The sequence below is a fragment of the Phyllobacterium sp. 01N428 genome, assembly GCF_056399405.1.
This window is the reverse complement of record NZ_JBFTRH010000009.1, coordinates 171,626-194,691: the sequence shown is the minus strand read 5'-3', so window position 1 is coordinate 194,691 and position 23,066 is coordinate 171,626. Positions and strand designations below refer to the sequence as shown.

The following is a 23,066-nucleotide window of genomic DNA, read 5'->3' as shown; positions in this document are numbered from 1 at the left end:
GCACATGAGGGCATACGAAACGGGACACGCAGCGATCATGGCTTTGCAGGGCACATCATTGAAGGGGAAGCGGGGGCGCAAGGCGAATGAGAACGCAGCTCCGTCTTCCGTCCAGGTCTTGGATCGAAGCTTGCATTTGCTCAAGCTCATCGCGGATGCGGACGGCTCGACACTCATGGACCTCGCGGACCATACCGGCATGGCGCCATCGACTGTCCACCGGCTGCTGACCTCGCTGGCCAATCACGGCATGCTCACCCATGACCCGGAATCAGGCGACTGGACAATCGGCGTTGGCGCCTTCGAGATCGGCAACGCCTTTCTGCGTTATCGCAAGCTCGGTTCCATCAGCCGCCCCTTTCTCAAGCGGCTGATGGACGAATGCGGCGAGACGGCCAATGTCGGCATCGAGGATGAAGGCGACGTCGTCTTTATCTCCCAGATCGAAAGCCATGCACCGATGCGGGCGTTCTTCCGTCCCGGACGGCGCGGGCCGATTCATGCGTCGGGAATAGGCAAGGCAATTCTTTCGACCTGGTCGGATACCGATATTGCCCAGGCGCTCACTGGCAAGACGCTCGCGCACTTCACAGCACATACGCTCGATACGCTGCCGGCACTCTTGAAAGACATCCAGCATATCCGTTCGCGCGGCTGGTCGATCGACGACGAGGAGCACACGCTCGGGATGCGCTGCATCGCTGCCCCGCTGTTCAATGAACATGGCGAAGCCATTGCCGGGATTTCGGTATCGGGTCCCGCCGTCCGCCTGCCCAAGGAGAAGCTCAACCTGCTCGGGCCGGTCATACGCCGTACAGCGGATGAATTGACAAAGGCGATGGGCGGACGCCGACCGGACGAACTTTAAGGCCCATCCAGTCGCTGTACCTGTCTACGCGGTCTGCAGTTACGGCAAAGCCCGAGCCTTAGAAGGCGCCCCCGTGTCGATCCTGCTCTTCATCGGCTTGCCAGCGACATAGACTTCGGCGACCGAGCGGTCATCGCCCATCGTCTGCAGGATGAAGAGCTCTTCGGCAAGCGTCGTTGCCGTGCGCATGCGCAGTTCCATCGCGGGCTTCGCCTTGCTGTCGAGAACGACGATATCGGCATCGCCTCCGGTCCGGAGGGACCCGATGCGGTCTTCGAGACCGAGCGCGCGGGCATTGCCGAGCGTCATCATGTAGTAGGATGCGAATGGCGACAGACGCTGGCCCTGCACGTGCAGCACCTTGTATGCCTCGCTCATCGTCTCCAGCATCGAGAAGCTTGTCCCGCCGCCGACATCGGTCGCGACAGAAATGCGTGCGCCGAGCGAACGGAAGCGGTCTCGGTCAAAGAGGCCGCTGCCGAGGAACAGATTTGAGGTAGGACAGAAAACGGCGACCGACTTCGTCTCGGCGAGCACGGAAATTTCGCGATCCGACAGGAAGATGCAATGGCCGAGCAGCATCTTTTCGCCGAGAAGGCCGTACCCGGCATAAATATCGGTGTAGTCCTTGGCCGACGGATAGAGCGAGGTTGCAAATGCGATCTCGTCGCGGTTTTCCGAAAGGTGCGTCTGCACGTAGCATTCGGGATGTTCGCGCACCAGGGCCTGACTCATTTCCATCTGCCCGGGCGTCGAGGTGATGGCAAAGCGCGGGCTGATGGCATAATGCGCGCGGCCGCGTCCATGCCATTTGGCGATCAACGCCTTGGTATCGTCATAGCCCGACTGCGGCGTATCGCGGAGCGCGTCGGGCGCATTGCGATCCATCATTACCTTGCCGCCGATCATCAGCATGCCGCGCTTTTCGGCTGCCGTAAAATAGGCATCGACGCTTTCGCGGTGCACCGAGCAATAGGCCACAGCTGAGGTCGTGCCGTTGCGCAGCAATTCGTCCATGAACCGTCCCGCGATGAAATCGGCGTGGGCGTTCGACGAGAATTTCTGTTCCTCGACAAAAATATAGGTGTTGAGCCATTCGAGGAGCTGCGCCCCATACGAGGCAATCGCCTGGGTCTGCGGAAAGTGCAGATGGGTATCAATGAAGCCCGGCATAATAAGATTGGGGCGGTGATCGACGATCTTGGCATCGGCGGCGACCGGGGCGATGGCGGCATATTCGCCGGCATCGACGATCTTGCCGTCCTCGACCAGGACCGCGCCATCTTCGAAATAGTTATAGGCCGACTGATCGTCGATGCTGGTGGGCTCCTCGACGAATGTCAGCACACGGCCGCGCAAAATGAGCTTGTTCACTGAACGGTTCCTCCCTTGACGGCACTCTCATACCAGGAGACGAGGAGCTTGCGTTCCTCGTCGGTAATACCGCTGACATTGGCGGGCGGCATGGCATGCGAGCGGCCGGCTTGCAGATAAATCTCCCGGGCATGGGCGGCGATCTGCCCGTCCGATTCAAGCACCACGCCCTTGGGCGCTGTTATGATGCCCTCCCAGCCGGGTTCCTTTGCGTGGCACATCGCGCAGCGGCCAAGCACCGTGTCGCGAACCTTCGGAAAGGCTTCGGCACTGACGAATGGCTGCTGCACGGCGGAGAGCTTTTCTTCCGCGCTCTCGCCCGACAGAATCTTGGGCACGGTGGAGAGCCACATGATGATGATGAAGAGAATTGCCGTCGCCAGCCACGTCCAGGTCGGCTCACCCTTGCGGGCATGGCGTGTGTTGAACCAATGGCGGATGGTGACGCCCATCAGGAAGACCAGCGAGGCGATGATCCAATTGTATTTCGTGCCGAATGCCAGCGGATAGTGGTTGGACAGCATCAGGAACAGCACCGGCAACGTCAGGTAGTTGTTGTGGGTCGAGCGCTGCTTGGCCTGCTTGCCCAGCGCGGGATCTGGAGTCTTGCCGGCAATCAGGTCCGCGACGACCTTCTTCTGGTTGGGAATAATGATCATGAAGACGTTGGCCGACATGATCGTTGCCGTGAAGGCGCCGAGATGCAGGAAGGCCGCACGTCCTGTGAAGAGGTGCGTATAGCCCCAGGCCATGAAGACGAGAACGAAATAGAGCAGAACCATCAGCCGCGTGTCGTTGCGGCCGAGCGGCGACTTGCAGATGGTGTCATAAACCACCCAGCCGCCGAAAATCGAGGCGAGCGAAATCGCAATGGCGACCGAACGCGATACGTCAAGGACGTGCGGGTCGATCAGATAGAGGTCGGCTCCGGCATAATAAACGATGCAAAGCATCGCGAAGCCCGACAGCCAGGTTGCATAGGATTCCCATTTGAACCAGGTCAGATGCTCGGGCATTTGTGCCGGCGCAACCAGATATTTCTGGATATGGTAGAAGCCGCCGCCATGCACCTGCCACTCCTCGCCATAGGCCCCGGCCGGAAGCCCGGGACGCTGACGCAGGCCAAGATCGAGCGCGACGAAATAGAAGGACGAGCCGATCCACGCGATACCGGTGATGACATGCAACCAGCGGAAGGCGAAATTCAACCATTCCCAGGCGACGGCGTATTCGTACATGTGGCTCTCCCTTTTAGTCGGAAGAGTATGTGCCAAAGCCTATGCCAAGAGGAAACCGGCTAATGCACCCATCTCTTTCAAAAAAAACTTTAAAATGCTAGATCAATGGGCAGTGTAGGGATTGTGCGAAAACAATGTCGTACCTTGATAATCTTCGCGTTTTCGTTCGTGTCGTCGAACTCGGAAACCTGTCTGCCGCCGGACGCGACCAGCGCGCTTCTCCGGCCGTTGCGAGCAATCGCATCAAGGAGCTGGAGCGGCATCTTGGTGTGCGCCTCTTCAATCGTACCACGCGTAAGCTGACGCCTACCGAACACGGCCGGGTATTCTACGACGGCGCCGTCAAGATCATCGAGGCGATCAACGAGGCGGAAGCGGCCATCGCCGATCTTGCCAAGAAACCGAAAGGCGCGATCCGAATTACCGCCCCGCTCGGTATAGGCAGGCGGCTCATCGCGTCAGGCATTCCCGAATTCCATGACAAGTACCCCGACATCGAAGTGCGCCTGCGTCTTTCCGACCACAACATCGACATCATGAGTGAGGGCGTCGACGTTGCTTTCAAGCTGGGCATCCTTGAGGATTCCAACCTGCGCATGCGCGGCATCATGAATTGCGAACGCGTAATCTGCGCCTCGCCGGAATATCTTGCCAGGCGCGGAACCCCGGCGACCCCGGATGATCTGATTGCCGACCATCACGACTGCCTGCTTCTGCGCTATCCGGGGTCCAAGGAGTACTATTGGACGCTGCAGACGCCCGAAGGCTTGCGCAAGCTCGAGGTCAGCGGACCTTATGATTCAGACGATGGCGATGTTCTGACCCGCTGGGCGCTCGACGGGCGCGGGATCATCAACAAGCCGCTTTTCGAAGTGAAGAGCCATCTCAACGACGGCGAACTGGTACCCATCCTCGAAGACATGCCGCCGGCGAGCATCCAGCTTGCTGCGATCTATCCGCACAAGCGTTTCCAGGATCCGAAGGTTCGCCTGATGATCGATTTCATGACCGAGCGCTGCCAGCGTCTCGTTACGGAAATGCTGAAATAAGCCTCGACCGGTCAGGCCGGAATGCGCAATTTGCTACTGCGACGCCGGCGTTCCGTTGCCCGTAGTTAAGCGCTGCCGTCATGACTTCCGCGGCCGCGAGCGCAGCAATGACCGGTGGACGCTTGTCCTTGACAGCTGTACCGCCGACAGGGCAAACCAGCCTCTCGAAGACCTCTGGGCGGCCGACTTCCCGCGTCAGCCAGTTGCGGAATGTCGCACGCTTCGTTTTCGATCCGATCATGCCGACATAGGACGCGTCGCTTCTGGCGAGCGCTTCGGCGGCGATGAGGAAGTCGAGCGCATGATCATGGGTCAGGATGACAAAGGCGCTCCCCTCCGGGGCGTCGCGCACGAGCGCTTCAGGCATGGCGGTCAGACAGGTCTCGACACCCGAAACCTGTGATGCCGACAATTCTTCTTCGCGCGTGTCGACCAGAATGACCCGGAGCGGCACCAGCGAAAGCGCCATGGCCAGTGCGTCACCGACATGGCCCGCGCCGAAAATATAGACATGCGGGCGCTGGGCGATTTCGCGGTCGACCTTTTCAACAAGCGCGGCGGCGGCATCGCGGTCGACAGGCTTGAAGTCGAGGGCAACACGACCGCCGCAACATTGGCCGATTTCGGGACCGAGCGGCACGGTCAGCGCCTCGATCTCGCTCCCGCGCTTCAAAGCACGGCGGGCATGATCGACGGCTATGTATTCCAGCTGGCCGCCGCCGATCGTGCCAAAAATGCAATCCTGCGCCACCAGCATCCAGGCGCCGGCGTCCCGCGGCGTCGAACCATCGGCCGCCTTTACCTCAACGAGGACGACACGTTTGCGCCGGTTGAGGAAATCCCTGATATCGTCGCGATTGCTCGGCATGGACAATCACCTCCCAGCTTCCCGCAAGCGCTCGACAGCCATCAACACGCGTTCGGGCGTTGCCGGCGCGTCAAGGCGCGGAGACAGGCGATAGTCCGCAACGCTTGCCACCGCCATCGACAGCGCTTCCAGCACCGAGATCGCCAGCATGAATGGCGGCTCACCAACGGCCTTCGAACGGCGGATCGTCTCTTCGCGGTTTACGGACCAGCTGGCGAGATTGACATTGAATTGGCGTGGCCGGTCGGAGGCCAGCGGGATCTTGTAGGTCGATGGCGCGTGGGTGCGCAGCCGTCCCTTGGCATCCCACCAGAGTTCCTCGGTGGTCAGCCAGCCCATGCCCTGCACGAAGGCGCCTTCCACCTGGCCAAGATCGAGAGCCGGATTAAGCGAACGCCCGACATCGTGAAGAACATCGGTCCGGTCGACCTGATATTCCCCGGTCAGGGTATCGATGCTGACTTCCGATACCGATGCACCGTAAGCGAAATAGTAGAACGGGCGGCCGCGACCTTCGGACCGGTTCCAATGTATTTTCGGCGTCTTGTAGAATCCGGCGGCGGAAAGTTGCACGCGTGCGCCATAGGCCGCCCTGATGAACTCGTTGAAGGGAACGAGATTGTCGCCGGCCCGCACCATGTTCGGCTCGAAGAAAACCTCTTCCTTCGCAACGCCAAATTTCTCGACAGCGAAATCGACAAGCCGCGCCTTGATCTGCTGGGCCGCATTTGCGGCAGCCATACCGTTTAGATCGGAGCCCGACGAGGCCGCTGTTGCAGAGGTGTTCGGCACTTTCGCCGTCGTCGTCGCAGTGACCTTGATGCGGTCGAGATCGACCTGGAACTCGTCCGCCACAACCTGCGCAACCTTGGTATAGAGCCCCTGCCCCATTTCCGTGCCGCCATGATTGAGATGGATCGAGCCATCGGCATAGACGTGAACGAGGGCGCCTGCCTGATTATACTCGGTCTTGGTGAAAGAAATGCCGAATTTCACCGGCGTCAGCGCGATGCCCTTACGGATGATGCGGCTCTCGCGGTTGAAATTAAGGATGGCCGCGCGCCGTGCAGCGTAATCGGACGATTCCTCGAGTTCCGCCACGATCTGCGGGATAATGTTATCCTCGACCGTCTGGTGGTAAGGCGTGACGTTCCTGCCATCGCCGCCATAGAAATTGGCTTTGCGGATGTCGAGCGGATCCTTGCCGAGCGCATAGGCGATCTCCTCGATCATGCGCTCGCCGCCGACCATGCCCTGGGGACCGCCGAAACCGCGAAACGCGGTGTTGGAGACTGTGTTGGTCTTCAACGGGCGCGAACGAAGCCGGACATGCGGATAAAAATAGCAATTGTCGGCATGAAAGAGAGCGCGGTCCGTCACGGGTCCCGACAAATCGGCGGAGAAACCGCAGCGGGCCGAATAGGTCGCGTCTACGGCCTCGATACGGCCTTCATCGTCAAATCCGAGTTCGTAGGCGACGTGGAAGTCGTGGCGCTTGCCGGTCGCAACCATGTCGTCATCGCGGTCAGGGCGTATCTTCACGGCGCGGTTGTATTTCTTGGCAGCAATCGCTGCGGCGGCAGCAAAAAGATTGGCCTGCGTTTCCTTGCCGCCGAAACCCCCGCCCATGCGCCGCACATTGACCGTGACGGCATTCGACGGAACGCCGAGCACGTGCGCGACCATGTGCTGGGTCTCGCTCGGGTGCTGGGTCGAGGAATAGACGATAACCTCGTCGTCCTCGCCGGGAATGGCGAAGGAGATATGGCCTTCGAGATAGAAATGATCCTGTCCGCCGATGCGCATCTCGCCCACGAGGCGATTTCTGGCCTTGGACATGCCCGCGACAATGTCGCCGCGTTCGAGTTTCAGCGGATCGATAACGAGGGGATAATTGGCCCTCTCCGCCTCAAGAACATCCGTGACGTGGTCCAGATCACGATATTCTATCTTCGCCTTCGTGGCCGCCTGGCGCGCCATCTGCCGGGTTTCGGCGATGACGGCGAAAATCGGTTGACCATGAAACTCGACCTTGCCGACCGCAAAGACCGGATCGTCGTGCTTGCCGGCAGGGCTGACATCGTTGTGGCCGGGAATGTCGTCTGCAGTGAGCACACCGACAACGCCTTCGCAGGCAGCGACCGCATCGAGATCGATCGAGACAATCTCGGCATGTGCCCGCTGCGACAAGCCAAGGTAGGCGTGGAGCGTGCCAGCCGGTTCGGGCATGTCGTCGATGTATTCGGCGGTACCGGCGACATGTTTGTGGCCGGACTCATGCGGCAGTTTCTCGTGGACGCCACCACGGATGCTTGTGATCGGTTGTATCGAATTCATCGCATCCTCCTCAACCAGCCACGGCGTAGCGGTTCAACCGCACGCGCTTCTCACCAGCGGATTCGAGATAGAAGCGCCGCAAGAGGTTTTTCGCAGTCAGCATTCGGTAATCGGCGGAAGCGCGCCAATCCGTCAGCGGCGTGAAATCCTGTGGGAATTGCTGGATCGCAGCCTCAATCGATGCCTCGTCCCATATCACACCCACCAGAGCCTGCTCGACTGCAGCGGCACGCTTTGGCGTACCAGCCATGCCGCCGAAGGCGATCACCGCGCTCTCGACGCGTCCCTGCTGGTCGAGCCGGACACGGAAAGCGCCGCATACGGACGAGATGTCTTCGTCGAGCCGCTTCGATATCTTGTAGACGGCAAAGAGATCGTCGGACGCGAGGCGTGGAATGCGAATGGCTTCGACGAACTCGCCGGGGGTACGATCCTGTTTGCCGTACTCGATGAAGTATTTCTCTATTGGAACCGAACGCCTGACATGGCCCTTGCGCAGTTCGACGACAGCGCCAAGACCGATAAGTGCGGGCGGCGTATCGCCGATTGGCGAACCATTGGCGACGTTGCCACCCACCGTCCCCATGTTGCGCACCTGCTCGCCGCCGATCCTGTTCCACAACTCCTTCAGCTGCGGGAAATGGCGGGTGATGGCCGGATAGGCCTCGGTATAGGTGACGCCCGCGCCGAGGACGAGATGGTTCGGCTCCTCTGTGATCTGGCGCAAATCATCGAGCCGCGACAGGAATACGACCGGGCCGATATCGCGCATGAACTTCGTCACCCAAAGGCCGACATCAGTCGAACCCGCAACGATCGTTGCTCCGGGATGGGTTTCGAGCACGTCAGCGAGATCGTCGACATTTGCCGGGACAATGAGCTGTTGCTTGCCTTCGCCGATGGCAACGCGCTTGTTGTCCTTGAGGGCGAGCAATTGCTCCGTAATGCGCGCTCGTTCGGTGACGAGCGGATCCCTACTGGCATCGCCCGCCGCCGAAATGCTCTCGGCGGCGCGAATGATCGCGGCATAGCCGGTGCAGCGGCAAAGATTGCCCTGCAGGGCCTTTTCGATGGCCTCGACGCCGGGATGCGGATCTTCCATCCAGAGGCCGTAAAGCGACATGACGAAACCCGGCGTGCAGAACCCGCACTGCGATGCATGCGTGTCGACCATGGCGCGCTGGACGGGATGGAGGCTGCCATCCTTTGCCGCGAGCGCCTCGACCGTCACCACATGGCAGCCATCGAGCGAACCGACGAAACGGATGCAGGCATTGACCGACTCATATTTAAGCCTGCCATCGAGCAGCCGGCCGACGAGCACCGTGCACGCGCCGCAATCGCCCTCCGCGCACCCTTCCTTGGTGCCACGCAGCTTCCGGCCCAGGCGAAGGAAATCGAGCAGGGTTTCGGTAGCGGCGATATTGCTGAGTTCGACGAGGGTGCTGTTGAGAACAAAGCGGACGCAATTGCGGATCTTGCTAGCCATGGCGCATCAGCTCCCGCGATAGGTCGAATAGGCAAAGGGCGCCACAAGCAGCGGCACATGATAGTGCGCCTTTTCGTCGTCTATGCCGAAGCGGATCGGCACGACGTCGAGAAACGGCGTCTCTTCTCGGCCGCCGAAATAGGCGCCGACATGAAAACGAAGCTCGTACGCCCCTGAACGCATGGTCTCACCCGAAAGCAATGGACTGTCGCAGCGGCCATCATCGTTGGTAAGGGTGCTGTGCAAAGGCTGCAGCGCATCGCCTTCGATGCGATAGAGATCGACCTTGAGTCCGGCGGCTGGTTTGCCGCTCGCCGTGTCGAGCACATGGGTCGTCAAGCGCCCGGTCGCATCGTTGTGAGAATGCATCGTTCCTCCTCCCGTGGAGAACTTCTTAAAATATCCAACACTCAGTTTGTCGTTTGGCGTGCTCGCGGGGTAGCCGGAGCTTGGTAAAGGGACTTTCAAATTTTTCAGGGGGAATGCTTCGCCGGTAATTTGAGTAATCAGAAAACGGAGTGAAGGACTGAGGAGGAGAATTCCGTGAGATATCCCCGCGACATGCATGGTTATGGCGGTAAAGCGCCCCGCGCGAATTGGCCTGGCGATGCGCGCATCGCCGTTCAGTTCGTCGTCAATTACGAGGAAGGCGGCGAGAACTGCGTCCTGCACGGCGATGCGGCGTCCGAGGCCTTCCTGTCGGAGATTGTGGGCGCGCAGCCCTGGCAAGGCCAGCGCCACTGGAACATGGAGTCCATCTACGAATATGGCGCACGCGCCGGTTTCTGGCGTTTGCATGAGCTGTTGACCTCGAAAAATGTCCCCGTCACCGTCTATGGCGTCGCCACGGCATTGCAGCGCTCACCGGCCCAGGTTGCGGCGATGCTCGATGCGGATTGGGAAATCGCCTCGCACGGGCTGAAATGGATCGACTACAGGGATTTCACGCCGGAGGCCGAGCGCGAGCACCTGCTAGAGGCTATCCGCATCCACACTGCCGCAACCGGCGAGCGGCCAAAGGGCTGGTACACCGGCCGCACGTCAGTCAATACCGTTGATCTTGTCACCGACGAAGGCGGTTTCGACTATGTTTCCGATTCCTATGCCGATGACCTGCCTTACTGGTATGAGCACAAAGGCAAGTCGCAGCTGGTAATCCCCTATACGCTCGACGCCAACGACATGCGCTTCGCGACCCCACAAGGGTTCAACTCTGGCGATCAGTTCTTCGCTTATCTGAAGGACAGTTTCGATACGCTCTATGCAGAAGGCGCAGCCGGCTCGCCCAAGATGATGAGCATCGGCCTGCATTGCCGGCTCATCGGCCGTCCTGGCCGCAGCGCCGCGCTCGCACGCTTCATCGACTACGTACAATCCCATGAAAAAGTGTGGCTCGCCCGCCGCGTCGACATCGCGGAACATTGGGCCGCTAACTATCCCTACAAGCCTCACGCCGCGCGCCCATCCGCACTTGACGAAACGACCTTCGTCGACCGCTTCGGCGGCGTATTCGAACATTCGCCGTGGATTGCCCGCCGGGCTTTTGCCGGGGAGCTTTCGCCCGCCCATGACACGGCATCCGGGCTGCATGCGGCACTGCGCACAGTGTTTCGCATGGGCACGCAAGAGGAAAGGCTCGCCGTCCTCAATGCCCACCCCGACCTTGCCGGCAAACTGGCGCAGGCAAAGCGCCTGACCGAAAGTTCGACGCAGGAACAGGCTTCCGCGGGGCTCGACGCCCTGACCGACGAGGAACGGGCCGAATTCACGAATTTGAACACCGACTACGTCAGGCGGTTCGGCTTTCCCTTCATCATCGCTGTCCGGGGTTTGAACAAGCAAGCGATCCTTGAAGCATTCAAGACCCGCATCGCCAATGATGGCGAGACCGAGTTCAACACAGCCTGCCGCCAGGTCGAAAAGATTGCCCTGCTGCGCCTGCGCGACATGTTGCCGGACGGAGGCCGGGCCGATGCGTGAAATACTGATTCAGAAATTGACGCGGGAAGCCTTTGCACCTTTCGGGGACGTCATCGAGAGGGAAGGCGCGCACAGCTTTCCCATCAATCATGGCATGTGCACCCGATACCATGACCTTGCCAAGGTGGAGACCACGGGTGACAACGCCAGCACCCTGATCAGCCTCCTGCGCGGCAGGCCTTATGAACTGCCGCTGGAGCTTGGCATGGTTGAACGCCACCCGTTCGGGAGCCAGGCTTTCGTGCCGCTCTCGGCCAACCCGTTCCTCGTGGTTGCCGCGCATGACGGATCTGGCGGACCCAGCGATCCTGTCGCCTTCATTACTTCTCCGGGCCAGGGCGTGAACATTCACCGCAACGTCTGGCACGGCATCCTCACACCGCTTGGCGGCGAAAGCGACTTCGTCGTGATCGACCGGGGCGGCGACGGAATCAACCTCGAAGAACACTTCTATGCGGAGCCGTTCCTGGTCCGTTGATCGAGAGAACATGCCCTGACTTCAAACAAAAATGCCGCCCCAACTCACACGGGCGGCCTTCTTTTGTAATCGGATGGGTCAGTTGAGCGGGATCGAATTGCCGCCCTTGCTCGCCTGGTACTGCGCCGACAGATCATCATACTTGCGCGCGATCGAAGCGGCCCGTTCCTGCAACCTCGTCCGATCAGCTTCCGGTTGCTGCGCAATCAGCTTGTGGATCGAATAGCTCTTCCAGAAGGCGTTCTCGGCGTTATAGCCGCCGGGCTCCAGCGTGAAGACCTCTTTCAGGATCTTCAGGTCATGCGGAATGGCGAAGGCATCGCGGGAATCCTCATGGCTGAAGAAATAGTAGAAATTGTCGAAGCCGGCCCAGGTGATCGCCGAAAGACACATCGAACATGGCTCATGCGTCGACAGGAAAATGAGATCGCGGGAATCCGGGCGCTTGTCGCCATCGACCTCGTAGAACCGCTTCAGCGTATGGACTTCGCCGTGCCAGAGCGGATTTTCCGTCTCGTTGTTGGTTTCGGCCAAAACGACCGACAGGTCCGATTTGCGCAGGAGCGCCGCGCCGAAAATCTTGTTTCCGGCCGCAACGCCCTTCTCCGTCATCGGAATGATTTTTTGTTCCATTGCATCGAGCAATGCGTCGAGCACCTTTGTGATTGAAGTTTCTGATGGCATTTTTGGTCTTTCTTTTCGGGTTGATACGACCTGATCCGAACTGCTGAATTGCGCCCGGACCAGGTTGCACTGTTAGACCGGGAACAGGGCGAACCGCACGACAAAGAGGATAGCTACGAGCCATGTCGCGGGATGGATCGAACTTACGCGTCCGGTCAGCGTCTTCAGCACGACATAGCTGATGAAGCCGAAGGCGAGACCGTTGGCGATCGAGTAGGTGAACGGTATCATCAACGCAGTCAGGGCGGCCGGCGTCGATTCAGTCACGTCGCGCCATTCGATGTCAACGAGTTCATGCATCATGAGGCCGGCGACATAGAGCAGCGCAGGCGCCGTTGCATAACCCGGCACGGATGCAGCGAGCGGCGCAATGAACAGGGCAGCAAGGAACAAAACGGCGATCGTCAGTGCCGTAAGGCCTGTACGTCCCCCAGCCTGAACACCGGACGCGCTCTCGACATAGGCCGTGGTGCTGCTGGTGCCGAGAAGCGAACCGGCAACGATCGCGGTGCTGTCGGCAAAGAGAGCGCGGCCAAGATTGTTCGGTTTGCCTTCTTCGATGAGGCCGGCGCGCTTGCTGACGCCGATGAGTGTACCGGTTGCGTCGAAGACTTCGACCAGAACGAAGACGAGGATGACCTGCAGGAACCCCGTATGCAGTGCACCGAGAACATCAAGCTGCAGGAATGTCGGCGCAAGGCTCGGCGGAGCCGAGAAGACGCCCTTGAATTCGCTGACGCCGAGCAGCACCGACAGGACCGTCACGGCGAGAATGCCTATAAGGATCGATCCACGGACCTTCATGGCGTCAAGCGCGGCAATGATGAAGAAGCCGAGAATTGCAAGCAACGTGCCCGTCGCGCCGAGATGGCCCAGCCCAACGAATGTTGCCGGATTGGCAACGACGATGCCGGAGGTCTTAAGGGCAATAAAGGCAAGGAACAGACCGATACCGGCTGCGATCGCGCTGCGCAGCGATTTGGGAATGCCGGCGACGAGCCAGCTGCGCACCCCGGTTACCGTCAGCAGCAGGAAGATACAGCCGGAGATGAATACGGCGCCGAGCGCCTGCTGCCAGGTGAAGCCCATGGCCCCGACCACCGTAAAGGCGAAGAAGGCATTGAGACCCATGCCCGGCGCCATGCCGATCGGCCAGTTGGCGACCAGGGCCATGACGGCAGAGCCCAAGGCGGCCGCGATGCAGGTCGCCACGAATATGGCGTTGCGGTCCATGCCGGTCGAGGACAGGATCTCTGGATTGACGAAGATGATGTACGACATCGTCAGGAATGTCGTGATACCGGCCAGCACTTCCGTGCGTACGGACGTGTTGTGGCCTTTGAGCTTGAAAAGCCTGTCGAGCATTGTTCCTCCCCTTGGCAAAACGCCGAGTCTCCGGCTGCCGCCCGGTGCGTTATGCACCAGAAAGCATGGCATCCGTTCTGATTTTCAATAGTTCTCCACTTGAAAAAATGATTGTCGTGCACTCCTCTGCACGCGCATCATTCTCCCGGTGTCGCCACCGCAAAGCCGATTGTGCGTTTTTCGCACAATGGATGCTAGGTGCCCATTCCGCATTCATTTGCGAAACACCTTCAATAAATTCTTGATTTCGAAAGCCAAAGAAAATGCCGTCAACCCTGGAGATTCGAGGCTCGTTCAGCGCGTTGCCACGATGAACAGGCGCGGGAAAGGCAATAAGACCGTGCCATCGCGCATAAGGGAATAGTGTGGGGCGATGCGCTCCCTGTACTCCTCAAGAAAACGCAAACGCTCGTCTTCGTCAAGCGCCGCAAGATAAGGACGCAGCCCCGATCCCTTGAACCATTCGATAATCCCATCAAGACCTTGCAGGGGATGATGGTAGGTCGTGCGCCAGACATCGACGCGTTGCGCCAATGGCCGCAACAACTGGTAGTAGAATGAGGCGTCGCCAACCTTGGTGCGCGAAAGATCGGCCTGCGCTATCTTCTTGGCCCAGGCGCCCTCTCTCGCCACCTCGCGCATCGCCACGTGAGTGGGTTGCTCGAGGTTGTCGGGCATCTGCAAGGCCAGCGAGCCCACCTCATTGAGGAAGCCGAGCAGCCGCGGAAAGAGCTGGCCGTGATCTGGCAGCCATTGCATGACGGCATTGCCATAGAGCAGGTCAACCTTCTCCCCGGGTTGCCAGGCGTCGATGTCGGCCACGGCGAATGACAGGTTCGGAAGGCGACGTTTTGCCTGCTCGATCATTTCCGCAGACGAGTCGATGCCGGCAATGACCGCACCCGGATATCGTTTGACGAGGAGTTCGGTCGAATTGCCCGGACCGCAGCCAAGATCCACTGCCCGCTTTACGTTCTGATTGGGAATAGCGTTCAGCAGGTCATTGGCCGGGCGCGTGCGCTCGTCTTCGAATTTCAGATACTGGTCTGGCGACCACACAGCCTTTGCCACTTTTGGGCCTCCGTTTCAAAGATTCGCCGGCAGGATATCCGAAGGGTCCCGGGATTACAGCCATTATTGATCAACAGGCCGGAACCGGCTGGACAAGCTCAGCAAAACAGAATCTCATTGCAAACATAAGTTGTAGAAACCGGGATGGAAGCGGCGATGACGCATAAACGGATTCTGTCGATTATTTTCATTTGCTTCGGCGTTCTCGCCTGGCCCGCTTATGCTGCTGCCTATACCGCCTATACAACGGGCAACGTGAACATTCGCACGGGTCCGGGCACCGGCTACGCAAAAGTCGCGACTCTCGCGCCAGGGTTACGGGTCGATGTTCTCGCTTGCGAAGGCCGTTGGTGCCACGTCGGCTATCAGGGGCTGCGCGGCTGGCTGTCGGCCAACTACATCGATCGCGCCGTTTCGACGCGTCCGCCGGCAGTCGTCATCCAGCCGACGATCGTCGTCAGGCCGCCCTACCGGCCTCCATATTATCGCCCGCCTGCATACCGTCCGCCGCCACCCTATTATCGGCCTCGGCCGAACTGCCGGATCGCGCCGGGCTACCCCTGTCCGTAATGTAAGCGACCGGCTGGTCGCGCTGGCGGCGCATCAGGGTTTATTCGACTGAAATCGCATAAAAATTCTCGACCAGCTGTCGGGATTGGCGTTACCTGTTCGTCATCACTCAGAGAGGAACGAACGCGAATGCTCTACGCCATTTTTTGCTACAATCCGGAGGATGTCGTCGGCGCCTGGACCAAGGAAGAAGACGATGCAGTCATGGAGCGGCTTGGCAAAGTCCAGGACAAGCTCAGGGAGCAGGGCCGGCTCGGGCCCGTCGCGCGTCTCTTACCAACGACTGCGGCAACGACGCTGCGCAAGGGTCGTGACGAGCCGATTATCATCGATGGCCCATTTGCCGAGACCAAGGAGCAATTGCTCGGTTTCTACGTCATTGAGTGCGCATCGCTCGAAGAGGCCATCGACACGGCAAGGGATCTTGCCGTCGCCAATCCGGGCACCGGTTCCTACGAAATACGCCCTGTCTCCATCTTCCGGCCCGGAGTCGATCTGACATGAGCGAAGGGTGCTGGATCGACGCAGCATTGACGGCCGCCCGCCCCCAGGCGGTGGGTGCGCTGCTGCGTTATTTCCGCAATCTCGATATCGCCGAAGAAGCCTTTCAGGAGGCATGCCTGCGTGCCTTGAAAAACTGGCAGACGAACGGGCCCCCTCGCGATCCCACAGCCTGGCTGATCTTCGTTGGGCGTAATAGCGCCATTGATGGCGTCAGGCGTCAGGCGAAGCAACAGCCGCTGCCGCCCGAGGAATTGCTGTCAGACCTTGGCGACCGCGAGACCGCGATTGCCGAGAAGATCGACAATTCCGACTATCGCGACGATATATTGCGACTACTTTTTATCTGCTGCCATCCCGATCTTCCGGCAACCCAGCAGATCCCGCTCGCCCTGCGCATCGTTTCCGGGCTGTCCGTCCGTCAAATTGCGCGCGCATTTCTGGTTAGCGAGAGCGCCATGGAACAGCGCATCACCCGGGCGAAATCTCGTATCGGCAACGGCGATGTTCCGTTCGAAACGCCAGGGCCCGTCGAGCGTTCCGAACGGCTCGCGGTCGTTGCCGCCATGGTCTACCTTATCTTCAACGAAGGCTATTCGGCTGGCGGCCATGAGCAGCAGGCGCGTTTCCCGCTCTGCGATGAGGCCATAAGGCTGGGGCGGCTGCTGCTGCGCCTCTTCCCGGCCGAACCTGAAATCATGGGGCTCACCGCCCTCCTCCTTCTGCAAAGTGCGCGTAGTGCCGCCCGCTTCGACGCCGACGGCGCGGTCATTCTTCTCGAAGATCAGGACAGGCGCCTGTGGAACAGCAAGATGATCGCCGAGGGCCTCGCATTGATTGACAAGGCGATGCGCCATCGCCGCCCCGGTCCCTATCAGATCCAGGCGGCGATTGCCGCGCTGCACGCGAGGGCCGCGCGGGCCGAGGATACCGACTGGACGGAAATCGATCTGCTTTACGCCGCGCTCGAACGGCTGACCCCTTCGCCAGTTGTTACTCTCAACCGGGCCGTTGCCGTCGCGAAGGTGAAGGGGCCGGAAGCCGCCCTTGCCTTGATCGAGCCGCTGGAGGAAAGACTTTCAGGCTACTTCCACTTCTTCGGCGTCAAGGGCGGCCTGTTGATGAAGGTCGGACGCACCAAGGAAGCACGCGAAGCTTTTAATCATGCAATTTCGCTGGCGAATACGGCGGCCGAAGCGGCCCATATCAGGATGCATCTCGACAGGCTCGCCGAAGGCTAGACAATCTGTTTCAGTTGCTGTCGGTTTGGCGGCTTTTCGTTCGTCCTTGAGTTGAGGTTCATCAATCAAGGAGAAATCCCATGGACGAGAGACATGCAGTCGAGGCGGCCATCAAGGCCTGGTCCAGCGCCATAACTGCCAAGGATGCCGCAACAGTAATTTCGAACCTGACCGACGACGTCGTACAATTCACCCTAGCACCGCCGCTCCAGCACAAGGGCAAGGACGCGGAAGATCTTGCAGGCTGGTTCGACACCTGGGAAGGACCGATTGGCGGTGAAGCGCGCGATGCGCGCATTGAAGTCGGCGGCGACGTAGCCTTCGCAACAAGCCTCGTGCGCATGACCGGCACCAAGACTGACGGCCAGAATGTCGATCTCTGGTTCCGCCAGACCCTTGGCCTCGTCAAGCAGGAGGGCACCTGGCGGATCACCCATGTCCACAGCTCAGTACCGTTTTACATGGACGGAAGCATGAAGGGCGCCTTCGACCTTAAGCCGTAAACGCCATCAAGCCATGTCGATCGGGGTCTTATGCGCCTCGATATCATGCGGGACGATGGTCTGGCGCTCGACCATGCGATGCACGCGCGGATTGTCTTCGCCGCGATGAAGCTTACGGATGCGATCCCAGATCTCGGCATCGGCGTGCGTCCGCCGCTGGTTGTGGCGGACATATTCGACCCAGGTTGGAGTGTGGTAGCTCTCGGTCCACACTTCTGGATTTTCGAGATCGCGCATCAGCGCCCAATGGCCCGCGCCATCGCGAATGCGCACGCGCCGCCGCTCGGCCATGACGCTGAGAAACTCCGGAACGTCTTCCTCGGCAATGATGTAGTCGATCATGATGACGATAGGGCCGCTGCGCGGTTTCAGATCGAGCGCCAGCAGGGGCTCGCTGAAGCGGTTGAGCGGATCGAGATTGAGCGTCTTGAATTCCGGCAAGGCATAGCGGAGGCCTATGGCGGCACCCGCAAGCATGATGACGCTCGATGCGAGCAGCGCCTTGTCGGCCCCATATTCACCGGCCATAACACCCCAGAGCCAGCTGCCGGCAGCAATTCCGCCGAAGGTGGTGGTCTGGTAAAGCGACAGGGCGCGTCCTACCACCCAACGCGGCGTCGAAAGCTGGACGGTGACATTGAACAATGAGAGCGCGAGTACCCAACAGGCGCCCGCAGCAAGAAGGGCTGCATTGGTCGGCCAGGTGCTCGGGCTTACGGCTGCAATGGCGGAGCTCACGGCAAATCCGGCAAAAGCAATGCGGACGATTGCTTCGCTCGACAGGAACTCGCGCAGCCGCGCGCTGAGGAGCGCCCCGCCGATGGCGCCGATTCCGAACGATCCCAGCATGACGCCGTAGACGAGCGGACCGCCGCCCACCAGATCACGCGCGACGAGCGGCAGCAGCGCCAGCACGGCGCTCGCCGAAAAACCGAAGATGAAGCCACGGAAGATCACCTTGCCGATATTGGGCGACATGGCAACGTAGCGCAGACCCGCAGAAATCGCCCGCCCCATCGTCTCGCGCGGCAAGGTATTGGGCGGGTATTTCGGCTGCCAGTGCATCAAGGCGAATATGATCGGAAAGTAGCTAACCGCGTTGACGGCAAAGGCCGCCGCCGCGCCCGCTGCGGCGACGATAACACCGCCGACCGCCGGGCCGACGCTTCGCGTAATGTTGAAACCCATGCTGTTGAGCGCGACGGCGCCCGGAAGATCGTCGCGGGGCACCATATCGCCGACGGATGCCTGCCACGACGGATTGTTGAGCGCGGTTCCGCAACCGAGCAGGAAGGTAAATGAGAGGAGGAGCCAGGGCGTGATCAGCCCGAGATAGGCGAAGACGGTCAGGAGCACTGAAATGACGACCATGAAGGTCTGCGCCACGATCATGACAGCACGGCGATTGAAATTATCCGCGAGCGCACCGGAAATGAGCGAAAACAGCATGATCGGCAGGGCGGTCGATGCCTGCACGAGTGCAACCATATCGACCGAACTCGAGATCGTGGTCATCATCCATGCGGCGCCGACCGCCTGAATGAGTGATCCGAAATTCGAGGAGAGATTGGCGATCCAGATCGTGCGGAACGTTTCGTGTCTGAACGGCGCAAGTGGCGATATTCGGTCTGGCACCTCGAATGCTTCCTGTTTGCGGTGATGGCTCGTAGTGCCCTTATAGGCGAGCCTGCCGCGAATTCCAGTTCCTGCGAACGATGAGTGCGTTCAACTTACGTTTTCGGTCTTAAGGAAGTGTGGGTGAGGCTCGCCCTTCCTCTCCCTTGTCGAGGGGGACGGCGCCCAATAAAAAGGGACGCCGCATCATTGCGAACGTCCCTTGAATTCGATTGAGCACTGCACTCATCATCTACGGTGCAATTGCTGCTTTGCGCGCCCCTCGTTCAAATGGTTTCCCCATGGCGAGCCTCGTCCCCGTCGGATCGGTGCACCTGGCCACCCGGCTCTCCGCCAGGTCCCCACTGGTTTGGCGCAGCACCTGATCCAACAGGCTCACCATGAGGAAAGTCGTCAATGCGAAGAAAATGCCGAGGCTAAACATCACGCCACCTCATCATACATCGCGTTGATCTTGTAGATTGCTTCCGAACGGTTCGTGACGCGCAGCTTCTTGAGAATATTGCGGACATGAACTTTGACGGTGTTCGGTGCAAGGTTCAGCGTATACGCAATGGACTTGTTCGCCTTACCGAGCCGCAGCACCTGAATGACGTCCTCCTCGCGCGGTGTAAACATCGCCCCCCGCTTGGATTGGTAGCGCCTCGTCCCCAGGATGCGCTGGATATCAGTCAGATTTTCGGCCGCAACAAACACACCCCCGGCCAACGCCATCGAAATTGCTTCCATGCAGACCGATATGCCGGCATTGCCTGGAAGATAGCCCCGTGCCCCATGCTCGAGAACGGTCAGTATTTGCTGGAAGCCGCAAATATCGGCCTGGACGATGACCGGTGCGTTCGGGAATCTCAGCACCAGTTCCTCGATTTCGAGCACAATCGAGTTATCCATGAATCTTGAATCGTCGACACACACGAGAATGGCTGAAAACTCCGAGGCATCGAAGTCTTCGATATCATTCACCGAGCCGAAATTGACGATATGCAGGCCGAGCCCATTCGCAAGGAGACCCCAGGAGAGGTGCTCGCGAGAGAGCACGCGCCCGTCGATGATGGCAAGCGACTTTTGCGGCCGTGGATTTTCCGAAGCGATATGCAGCGTGGCACGACGGGCAGCTGTACGTCGGTCGGCAATTGGCCTGCCATCCGGTATTCGCTCATACGTGATTCCTGACATGATACTCACCCCTAAAACTTACTCACTGATTTTCCATCAGTTGTTTGTAACTCTAAGTTGTACGACATGATTTACTGCGATGGCCGGTCGACCTCTTGAGCACTTTTCAGCCGGCCACGGCTTACTCCACTTTGGTGTCCGTTCCTTCACTTGCCTGAATGTTTCAGGGAGCGAATTGTCTAACGGAAGCCCATAGTTGTCGATTTTCCGGGAAAGCGCTTCACCCTGCGGGGTGAAACAAAAAAAACTGCAAATTTTTTGTTTGAAAGGAGGTTTAAAGGCCTTCCAGGCCTGCAACCATCCGGATCAATTCGACCTGGTTGGCGGCATTGGTCTTGGCATATAAGCTCTTGATTTGCGACCTGATCGTCTCTCGGGAGAGCCCCGCCTCGGCGGCGATTTCATCGGCCGTCCGGCCGCCGATCAAGCCGTTCAAGGCCCTGACTTCGGCACCGGTAAGCGCATACATTTCGCGGAACTCCGCAAGGTCGAATACGCGCGGCGTCGTGCGTTGCGGCTCGAGAATCACGACGACAGTCGGCCCCTCGAAGAAGAACGAGAACCTGTCCTTCTGGACATGGATCAACGTCACCTTGACGTCATCGACCTGAAAACTCGCATATTTCGGCTCGTGCGACGTGCGATCGAGCATCTTCTGCAACATGGCTTCAGCATCGTGCGAGGCGATGTGCAGTTTCCCCAGCGCGGAGGTGCGCACACAGTTTCCCTGCTCCATTATCTTCTGCGCGGTCTCCGAGGCGGACTTTATCCGGGAACTGTCGCCGACGATAATCAGCCCGACATCGATGGCGTCGAAAGCAAGACCCCGGGCTTCCTTGCTGAACCTGTTGAATGAACGGTTCTGATAATATTTGAAGACCCTGTTGAGATGCGGCGCCAGTCGGGTCAGCAATTCGGCCGCTTCGGCAGTGCGCTCAGTTTCTCGCTCGCTGGTTAGAATGCTTAAAAGAAAAGACCGCCCTTCAGTGCGAACGATCGTTACACCCACTGCAGATTCGGCGCCGGCCGGCACAAGAAAGTCGCTATAGAACTCGGTCTTCACCAGCCGGTCATAGGGCAGCATCTGTTCCGCCGTTACACCGATACCGATCTTGCGGTTCGCGGCCCTCGGCATCCACGGATTGATGCGGCAGAAATAAGTGTCGTACTGGTTGACCTGCTTGGAGGTCATCCCGGAGGTCAATGACAAGGCGCCAGTTGCCTTGTACTGATCATGATAAAAGAGGGTTGATTTGCCGTCCGGAAGGGTCGCCGCAAGCCGATCGAGAAAATGCTGCCAGCTGGTTTCACCCAGGAGGGAAGCATATACGAGGTCAATGAACTCGTCGTCGATAAGCTTCAAGTCGTGCTTCATCCCACTTTGCCGCTGAACTGTCTTATCTTGCGCGAGTATAGCGCTGCGAGAGAATTTTTCCACAGCAACCCTAGATAATCGGAGCAATGGCTCCGATGCGCCAACTTGCTCCAAGACCGCGGGAACTCCGTACGGACAAAGCCCATTAGCTAAATATATAACCCCAACTGATTACCGATTAGCCCATTATTTGGTTCGACTGTCAGTATCTTTTCTCATAACATTGATAGATCAAACGCACTACGATGTATTATTTGAGACAAACGAGCGTACATCCCATATTCAACCTGTAGCTGTAAATATTCCACAGATTATTTCACAGCGCAAGGCGGTCCCGTCCCGCCAACGACTTCTAGCAGCATCGCAAGATAATCTTCATTCATCTCGCGGAGAGCGATTCGGCCGCCTGTGCTTTGCTGCGACTGCCATTCGAGGGGGAACCAACATGGCATTTACGGATAATTGCGACATCTTCGCCTCGTTTCATGAAGATGCGTTCAATGCAGTGATAGGACACGTCCGCCGGCAGCGGCCGTCATTGTTCAATTATGCTTCGCTTGGCGTCATCGCCAATCCTGGGCTGCTGTGCCGGCAAATCGATGCGCACCCTGTCGTTGCCCAACGCAACAATCCACTGATGACGCGCATCGACCCCCTTCAGATACCGGGCACCAACTTCGCCATGGAACTCGCCGTTCAGGTCACCGAGGCCAAGATCGACTTTCACCCAGGCAAAGGGATTGCCTTACCCCCGGAACTCGGAAAGCTCGCGCCGCAACGCTTCGCAATGGCGCTCGGGGTATGCCTTGGTCTTGGCTGCCCGCGTGATTTCCCCGTCGACAGGCTTATTGATCCTCCCAAGGACAAACCCGACGGTGACGACAAGGGCCGGGATCCGGTACCGCCGCGACCGCTGCCCGTACGCAGCCTGATGTGCTTCTGTCTGGAAGTCTTCGCCGTGGGCGGCGTGCGGATCCGCTTCTACAACGGCAAGCCCTACCTGGAGCCGTTTCTCGACCGGATCGAGATCGTCGATATCCGCCCCGACGAACTCGAAGCGATACTGGAATGCTATCTTGAGATGATGCTGAAACTCGGCCTTATCCCAAAACTTCGCATCCTGCTTGAACGGGCGCCGCTGGAAATCATCAAGAACGTCGTGAGCGTCGTCGTCAAGCCAACGCCGATCTCGGCGGCGGTTCCGAACAATCCGGCGATCGAGGACGACCAGTTGAAGGCATTCATTAACCTGGAGGTGATCTGA

The 23,066-nt window shown here is 59.2% G+C and carries 21 protein-coding genes; 9 read left to right on the top strand and 12 right to left on the bottom strand.

Annotated features, from left to right (window positions below):
* The first annotated feature begins 37 nt into the window (after positions 1–37).
* On the top strand, positions 38–868 hold the full coding sequence (locus AC1DNI_RS20460; protein ID WP_091924928.1) for an IclR family transcriptional regulator: 831 nt from the start codon (positions 38–40) through the stop codon (positions 866–868).
* Positions 869–907: 39 nt separating this feature from the next.
* On the opposite strand, the gene guaD is transcribed toward AC1DNI_RS20460, so the two are convergent.
* Both guaD and AC1DNI_RS20450 read right to left on the bottom strand, forming a co-directional pair.
* A complete protein-coding gene (gene guaD, locus AC1DNI_RS20455) occupies positions 908–2,242 on the bottom strand; it encodes a guanine deaminase (RefSeq protein WP_477693215.1) in 1,335 nt (444 codons plus the stop codon).
* Entirely contained in the window at positions 2,239–3,480 is a 1,242-nt protein-coding gene (locus tag AC1DNI_RS20450; protein ID WP_477693214.1) for a urate hydroxylase PuuD, read from the bottom strand. Before AC1DNI_RS20450 ends, guaD begins: the two co-directional genes overlap by 4 nt.
* 134 nt (positions 3,481–3,614) lie before the next feature.
* On the opposite strand from AC1DNI_RS20450, the gene AC1DNI_RS20445 reads away from it, so the two are divergent.
* The gene (locus tag AC1DNI_RS20445; protein ID WP_477693213.1) at positions 3,615–4,529 is read left to right on the top strand and encodes a LysR family transcriptional regulator; all 915 of its coding nucleotides are present in this window, start codon (positions 3,615–3,617) and stop codon (positions 4,527–4,529) included.
* Here the strand turns inward: AC1DNI_RS20445 and xdhC are convergent.
* Genes xdhC through uraH form a run of 4 tightly spaced genes read right to left on the bottom strand, consistent with a single transcriptional unit; the run spans position 4,510 to position 9,592 of the window.
* Positions 4,510–5,397, bottom strand: a complete 888-nt coding sequence (xdhC, locus tag AC1DNI_RS20440) for a xanthine dehydrogenase accessory protein XdhC (protein WP_477693212.1) — start codon at positions 5,395–5,397, stop codon at positions 4,510–4,512. The two genes, AC1DNI_RS20445 and xdhC, sit on opposite strands and share 20 nt — an antisense overlap.
* A 6-nt stretch (positions 5,398–5,403) precedes the next feature.
* Positions 5,404–7,734 (bottom strand): xanthine dehydrogenase molybdopterin binding subunit, encoded by a 2,331-nt coding sequence (gene xdhB / locus AC1DNI_RS20435; protein WP_477693211.1) that lies wholly within the window; start codon positions 7,732–7,734, stop codon positions 5,404–5,406.
* Between the two features lie 10 nt (positions 7,735–7,744).
* Complete coding sequence (gene xdhA, locus AC1DNI_RS20430; RefSeq protein WP_477693210.1) at positions 7,745–9,223, bottom strand: xanthine dehydrogenase small subunit; 1,479 nt, start codon at positions 9,221–9,223, stop codon at positions 7,745–7,747.
* Between the two features lie 6 nt (positions 9,224–9,229).
* Complete coding sequence (gene uraH, locus AC1DNI_RS20425; RefSeq protein WP_477693209.1) at positions 9,230–9,592, bottom strand: hydroxyisourate hydrolase; 363 nt, start codon at positions 9,590–9,592, stop codon at positions 9,230–9,232.
* Positions 9,593–9,766: 174 nt separating this feature from the next.
* Between uraH and puuE the strand changes: the two genes are divergently transcribed.
* Positions 9,767–11,203: an allantoinase PuuE gene (gene puuE, locus AC1DNI_RS20420; protein ID WP_477693208.1), complete on the top strand. Its 1,437-nt coding sequence runs from the start codon at positions 9,767–9,769 to the stop codon at positions 11,201–11,203.
* Positions 11,196–11,681 (top strand): ureidoglycolate lyase, encoded by a 486-nt coding sequence (locus AC1DNI_RS20415; protein WP_477693207.1) that lies wholly within the window; start codon positions 11,196–11,198, stop codon positions 11,679–11,681. The genes puuE and AC1DNI_RS20415 overlap by 8 nt, the downstream gene beginning before the upstream one ends.
* Positions 11,682–11,759: 78 nt before the next feature.
* Here AC1DNI_RS20415 and AC1DNI_RS20410 read toward each other — a convergent pair whose 3' ends face one another.
* The 3 genes from AC1DNI_RS20410 to tam all read right to left on the bottom strand — a co-directional run bounded on the left by AC1DNI_RS20410 (position 11,760) and on the right by tam (position 14,801).
* Positions 11,760–12,365 (bottom strand): deaminase, encoded by a 606-nt coding sequence (locus tag AC1DNI_RS20410; protein WP_477693206.1) that lies wholly within the window; start codon positions 12,363–12,365, stop codon positions 11,760–11,762.
* 72 nt (positions 12,366–12,437) lie between these two features.
* Positions 12,438–13,730 (bottom strand): NCS2 family permease, encoded by a 1,293-nt coding sequence (locus AC1DNI_RS20405; protein WP_091924801.1) that lies wholly within the window; start codon positions 13,728–13,730, stop codon positions 12,438–12,440.
* A 294-nt stretch (positions 13,731–14,024) separates the two neighbouring features.
* A complete protein-coding gene (gene tam, locus AC1DNI_RS20400; protein WP_477693205.1) occupies positions 14,025–14,801 on the bottom strand; it encodes a trans-aconitate 2-methyltransferase in 777 nt (258 codons plus the stop codon).
* A gap of 156 nt (positions 14,802–14,957) precedes the next feature.
* Between tam and AC1DNI_RS20395 the strand changes: the two genes are divergently transcribed.
* The 4 genes from AC1DNI_RS20395 to AC1DNI_RS20380 all read left to right on the top strand — a co-directional run bounded on the left by AC1DNI_RS20395 (position 14,958) and on the right by AC1DNI_RS20380 (position 17,616).
* Entirely contained in the window at positions 14,958–15,371 is a 414-nt protein-coding gene (locus AC1DNI_RS20395) for an SH3 domain-containing protein (protein ID WP_477693204.1), read from the top strand.
* A gap of 129 nt (positions 15,372–15,500) precedes the next feature.
* The gene (locus tag AC1DNI_RS20390) at positions 15,501–15,875 is read left to right on the top strand and encodes a YciI family protein (RefSeq protein ID WP_477693203.1); all 375 of its coding nucleotides are present in this window, start codon (positions 15,501–15,503) and stop codon (positions 15,873–15,875) included.
* Complete coding sequence (locus tag AC1DNI_RS20385) at positions 15,872–17,113, top strand: RNA polymerase sigma factor (RefSeq protein ID WP_477693202.1); 1,242 nt, start codon at positions 15,872–15,874, stop codon at positions 17,111–17,113. Before AC1DNI_RS20390 ends, AC1DNI_RS20385 begins: the two co-directional genes overlap by 4 nt.
* An 80-nt stretch (positions 17,114–17,193) precedes the next feature.
* Complete coding sequence (locus AC1DNI_RS20380; RefSeq protein WP_477693201.1) at positions 17,194–17,616, top strand: YybH family protein; 423 nt, start codon at positions 17,194–17,196, stop codon at positions 17,614–17,616.
* Positions 17,617–17,622: 6 nt separating this feature from the next.
* On the opposite strand, the gene AC1DNI_RS20375 is transcribed toward AC1DNI_RS20380, so the two are convergent.
* From AC1DNI_RS20375 to AC1DNI_RS20365, 3 genes are all read right to left on the bottom strand, one after another.
* Complete coding sequence (locus tag AC1DNI_RS20375; protein ID WP_477693200.1) at positions 17,623–19,251, bottom strand: MFS transporter; 1,629 nt, start codon at positions 19,249–19,251, stop codon at positions 17,623–17,625.
* Between the two features lie 423 nt (positions 19,252–19,674).
* The gene (locus AC1DNI_RS20370; RefSeq protein WP_051615243.1) at positions 19,675–20,427 is read right to left on the bottom strand and encodes a helix-turn-helix transcriptional regulator; all 753 of its coding nucleotides are present in this window, start codon (positions 20,425–20,427) and stop codon (positions 19,675–19,677) included.
* 274 nt (positions 20,428–20,701) lie between these two features.
* The gene (locus AC1DNI_RS20365) at positions 20,702–21,802 is read right to left on the bottom strand and encodes a helix-turn-helix transcriptional regulator (protein ID WP_051615245.1); all 1,101 of its coding nucleotides are present in this window, start codon (positions 21,800–21,802) and stop codon (positions 20,702–20,704) included.
* Between the two features lie 445 nt (positions 21,803–22,247).
* Between AC1DNI_RS20365 and AC1DNI_RS20360 the strand changes: the two genes are divergently transcribed.
* A complete protein-coding gene (locus AC1DNI_RS20360; protein WP_477693199.1) occupies positions 22,248–23,066 on the top strand; it encodes a hypothetical protein in 819 nt (272 codons plus the stop codon).

What these genes read in the sequence shown, in the direction of transcription:
- AC1DNI_RS20460 (WP_091924928.1), top strand. Translation starts at nt 38, where the DNA reads ATGGCTTTGCAGGGCACATCATTGAAGGGGAAGCGGGGGCGCAAGGCG.
- AC1DNI_RS20450 (WP_477693214.1), bottom strand. Translation starts at nt 3,480, where the DNA reads ATGTACGAATACGCCGTCGCCTGGGAATGGTTGAATTTCGCCTTCCGC.
- AC1DNI_RS20445 (WP_477693213.1), top strand. Translation starts at nt 3,615, where the DNA reads ATGTCGTACCTTGATAATCTTCGCGTTTTCGTTCGTGTCGTCGAACTC.
- xdhC (WP_477693212.1), bottom strand. Translation starts at nt 5,397, where the DNA reads ATGCCGAGCAATCGCGACGATATCAGGGATTTCCTCAACCGGCGCAAA.
- xdhB (WP_477693211.1), bottom strand. Translation starts at nt 7,734, where the DNA reads ATGAATTCGATACAACCGATCACAAGCATCCGTGGTGGCGTCCACGAG.
- xdhA (WP_477693210.1), bottom strand. Translation starts at nt 9,223, where the DNA reads ATGGCTAGCAAGATCCGCAATTGCGTCCGCTTTGTTCTCAACAGCACC.
- uraH (WP_477693209.1), bottom strand. Translation starts at nt 9,592, where the DNA reads ATGCATTCTCACAACGATGCGACCGGGCGCTTGACGACCCATGTGCTC.
- AC1DNI_RS20415 (WP_477693207.1), top strand. Translation starts at nt 11,196, where the DNA reads ATGCGTGAAATACTGATTCAGAAATTGACGCGGGAAGCCTTTGCACCT.
- AC1DNI_RS20410 (WP_477693206.1), bottom strand. Translation starts at nt 12,365, where the DNA reads ATGCCATCAGAAACTTCAATCACAAAGGTGCTCGACGCATTGCTCGAT.
- AC1DNI_RS20405 (WP_091924801.1), bottom strand. Translation starts at nt 13,730, where the DNA reads ATGCTCGACAGGCTTTTCAAGCTCAAAGGCCACAACACGTCCGTACGC.
- AC1DNI_RS20395 (WP_477693204.1), top strand. Translation starts at nt 14,958, where the DNA reads ATGACGCATAAACGGATTCTGTCGATTATTTTCATTTGCTTCGGCGTT.
- AC1DNI_RS20390 (WP_477693203.1), top strand. Translation starts at nt 15,501, where the DNA reads ATGCTCTACGCCATTTTTTGCTACAATCCGGAGGATGTCGTCGGCGCC.
- AC1DNI_RS20385 (WP_477693202.1), top strand. Translation starts at nt 15,872, where the DNA reads ATGAGCGAAGGGTGCTGGATCGACGCAGCATTGACGGCCGCCCGCCCC.
- AC1DNI_RS20380 (WP_477693201.1), top strand. Translation starts at nt 17,194, where the DNA reads ATGGACGAGAGACATGCAGTCGAGGCGGCCATCAAGGCCTGGTCCAGC.
- AC1DNI_RS20370 (WP_051615243.1), bottom strand. Translation starts at nt 20,427, where the DNA reads ATGTCAGGAATCACGTATGAGCGAATACCGGATGGCAGGCCAATTGCC.
- AC1DNI_RS20365 (WP_051615245.1), bottom strand. Translation starts at nt 21,802, where the DNA reads ATGAAGCACGACTTGAAGCTTATCGACGACGAGTTCATTGACCTCGTA.
- AC1DNI_RS20360 (WP_477693199.1), top strand. Translation starts at nt 22,248, where the DNA reads ATGGCATTTACGGATAATTGCGACATCTTCGCCTCGTTTCATGAAGAT.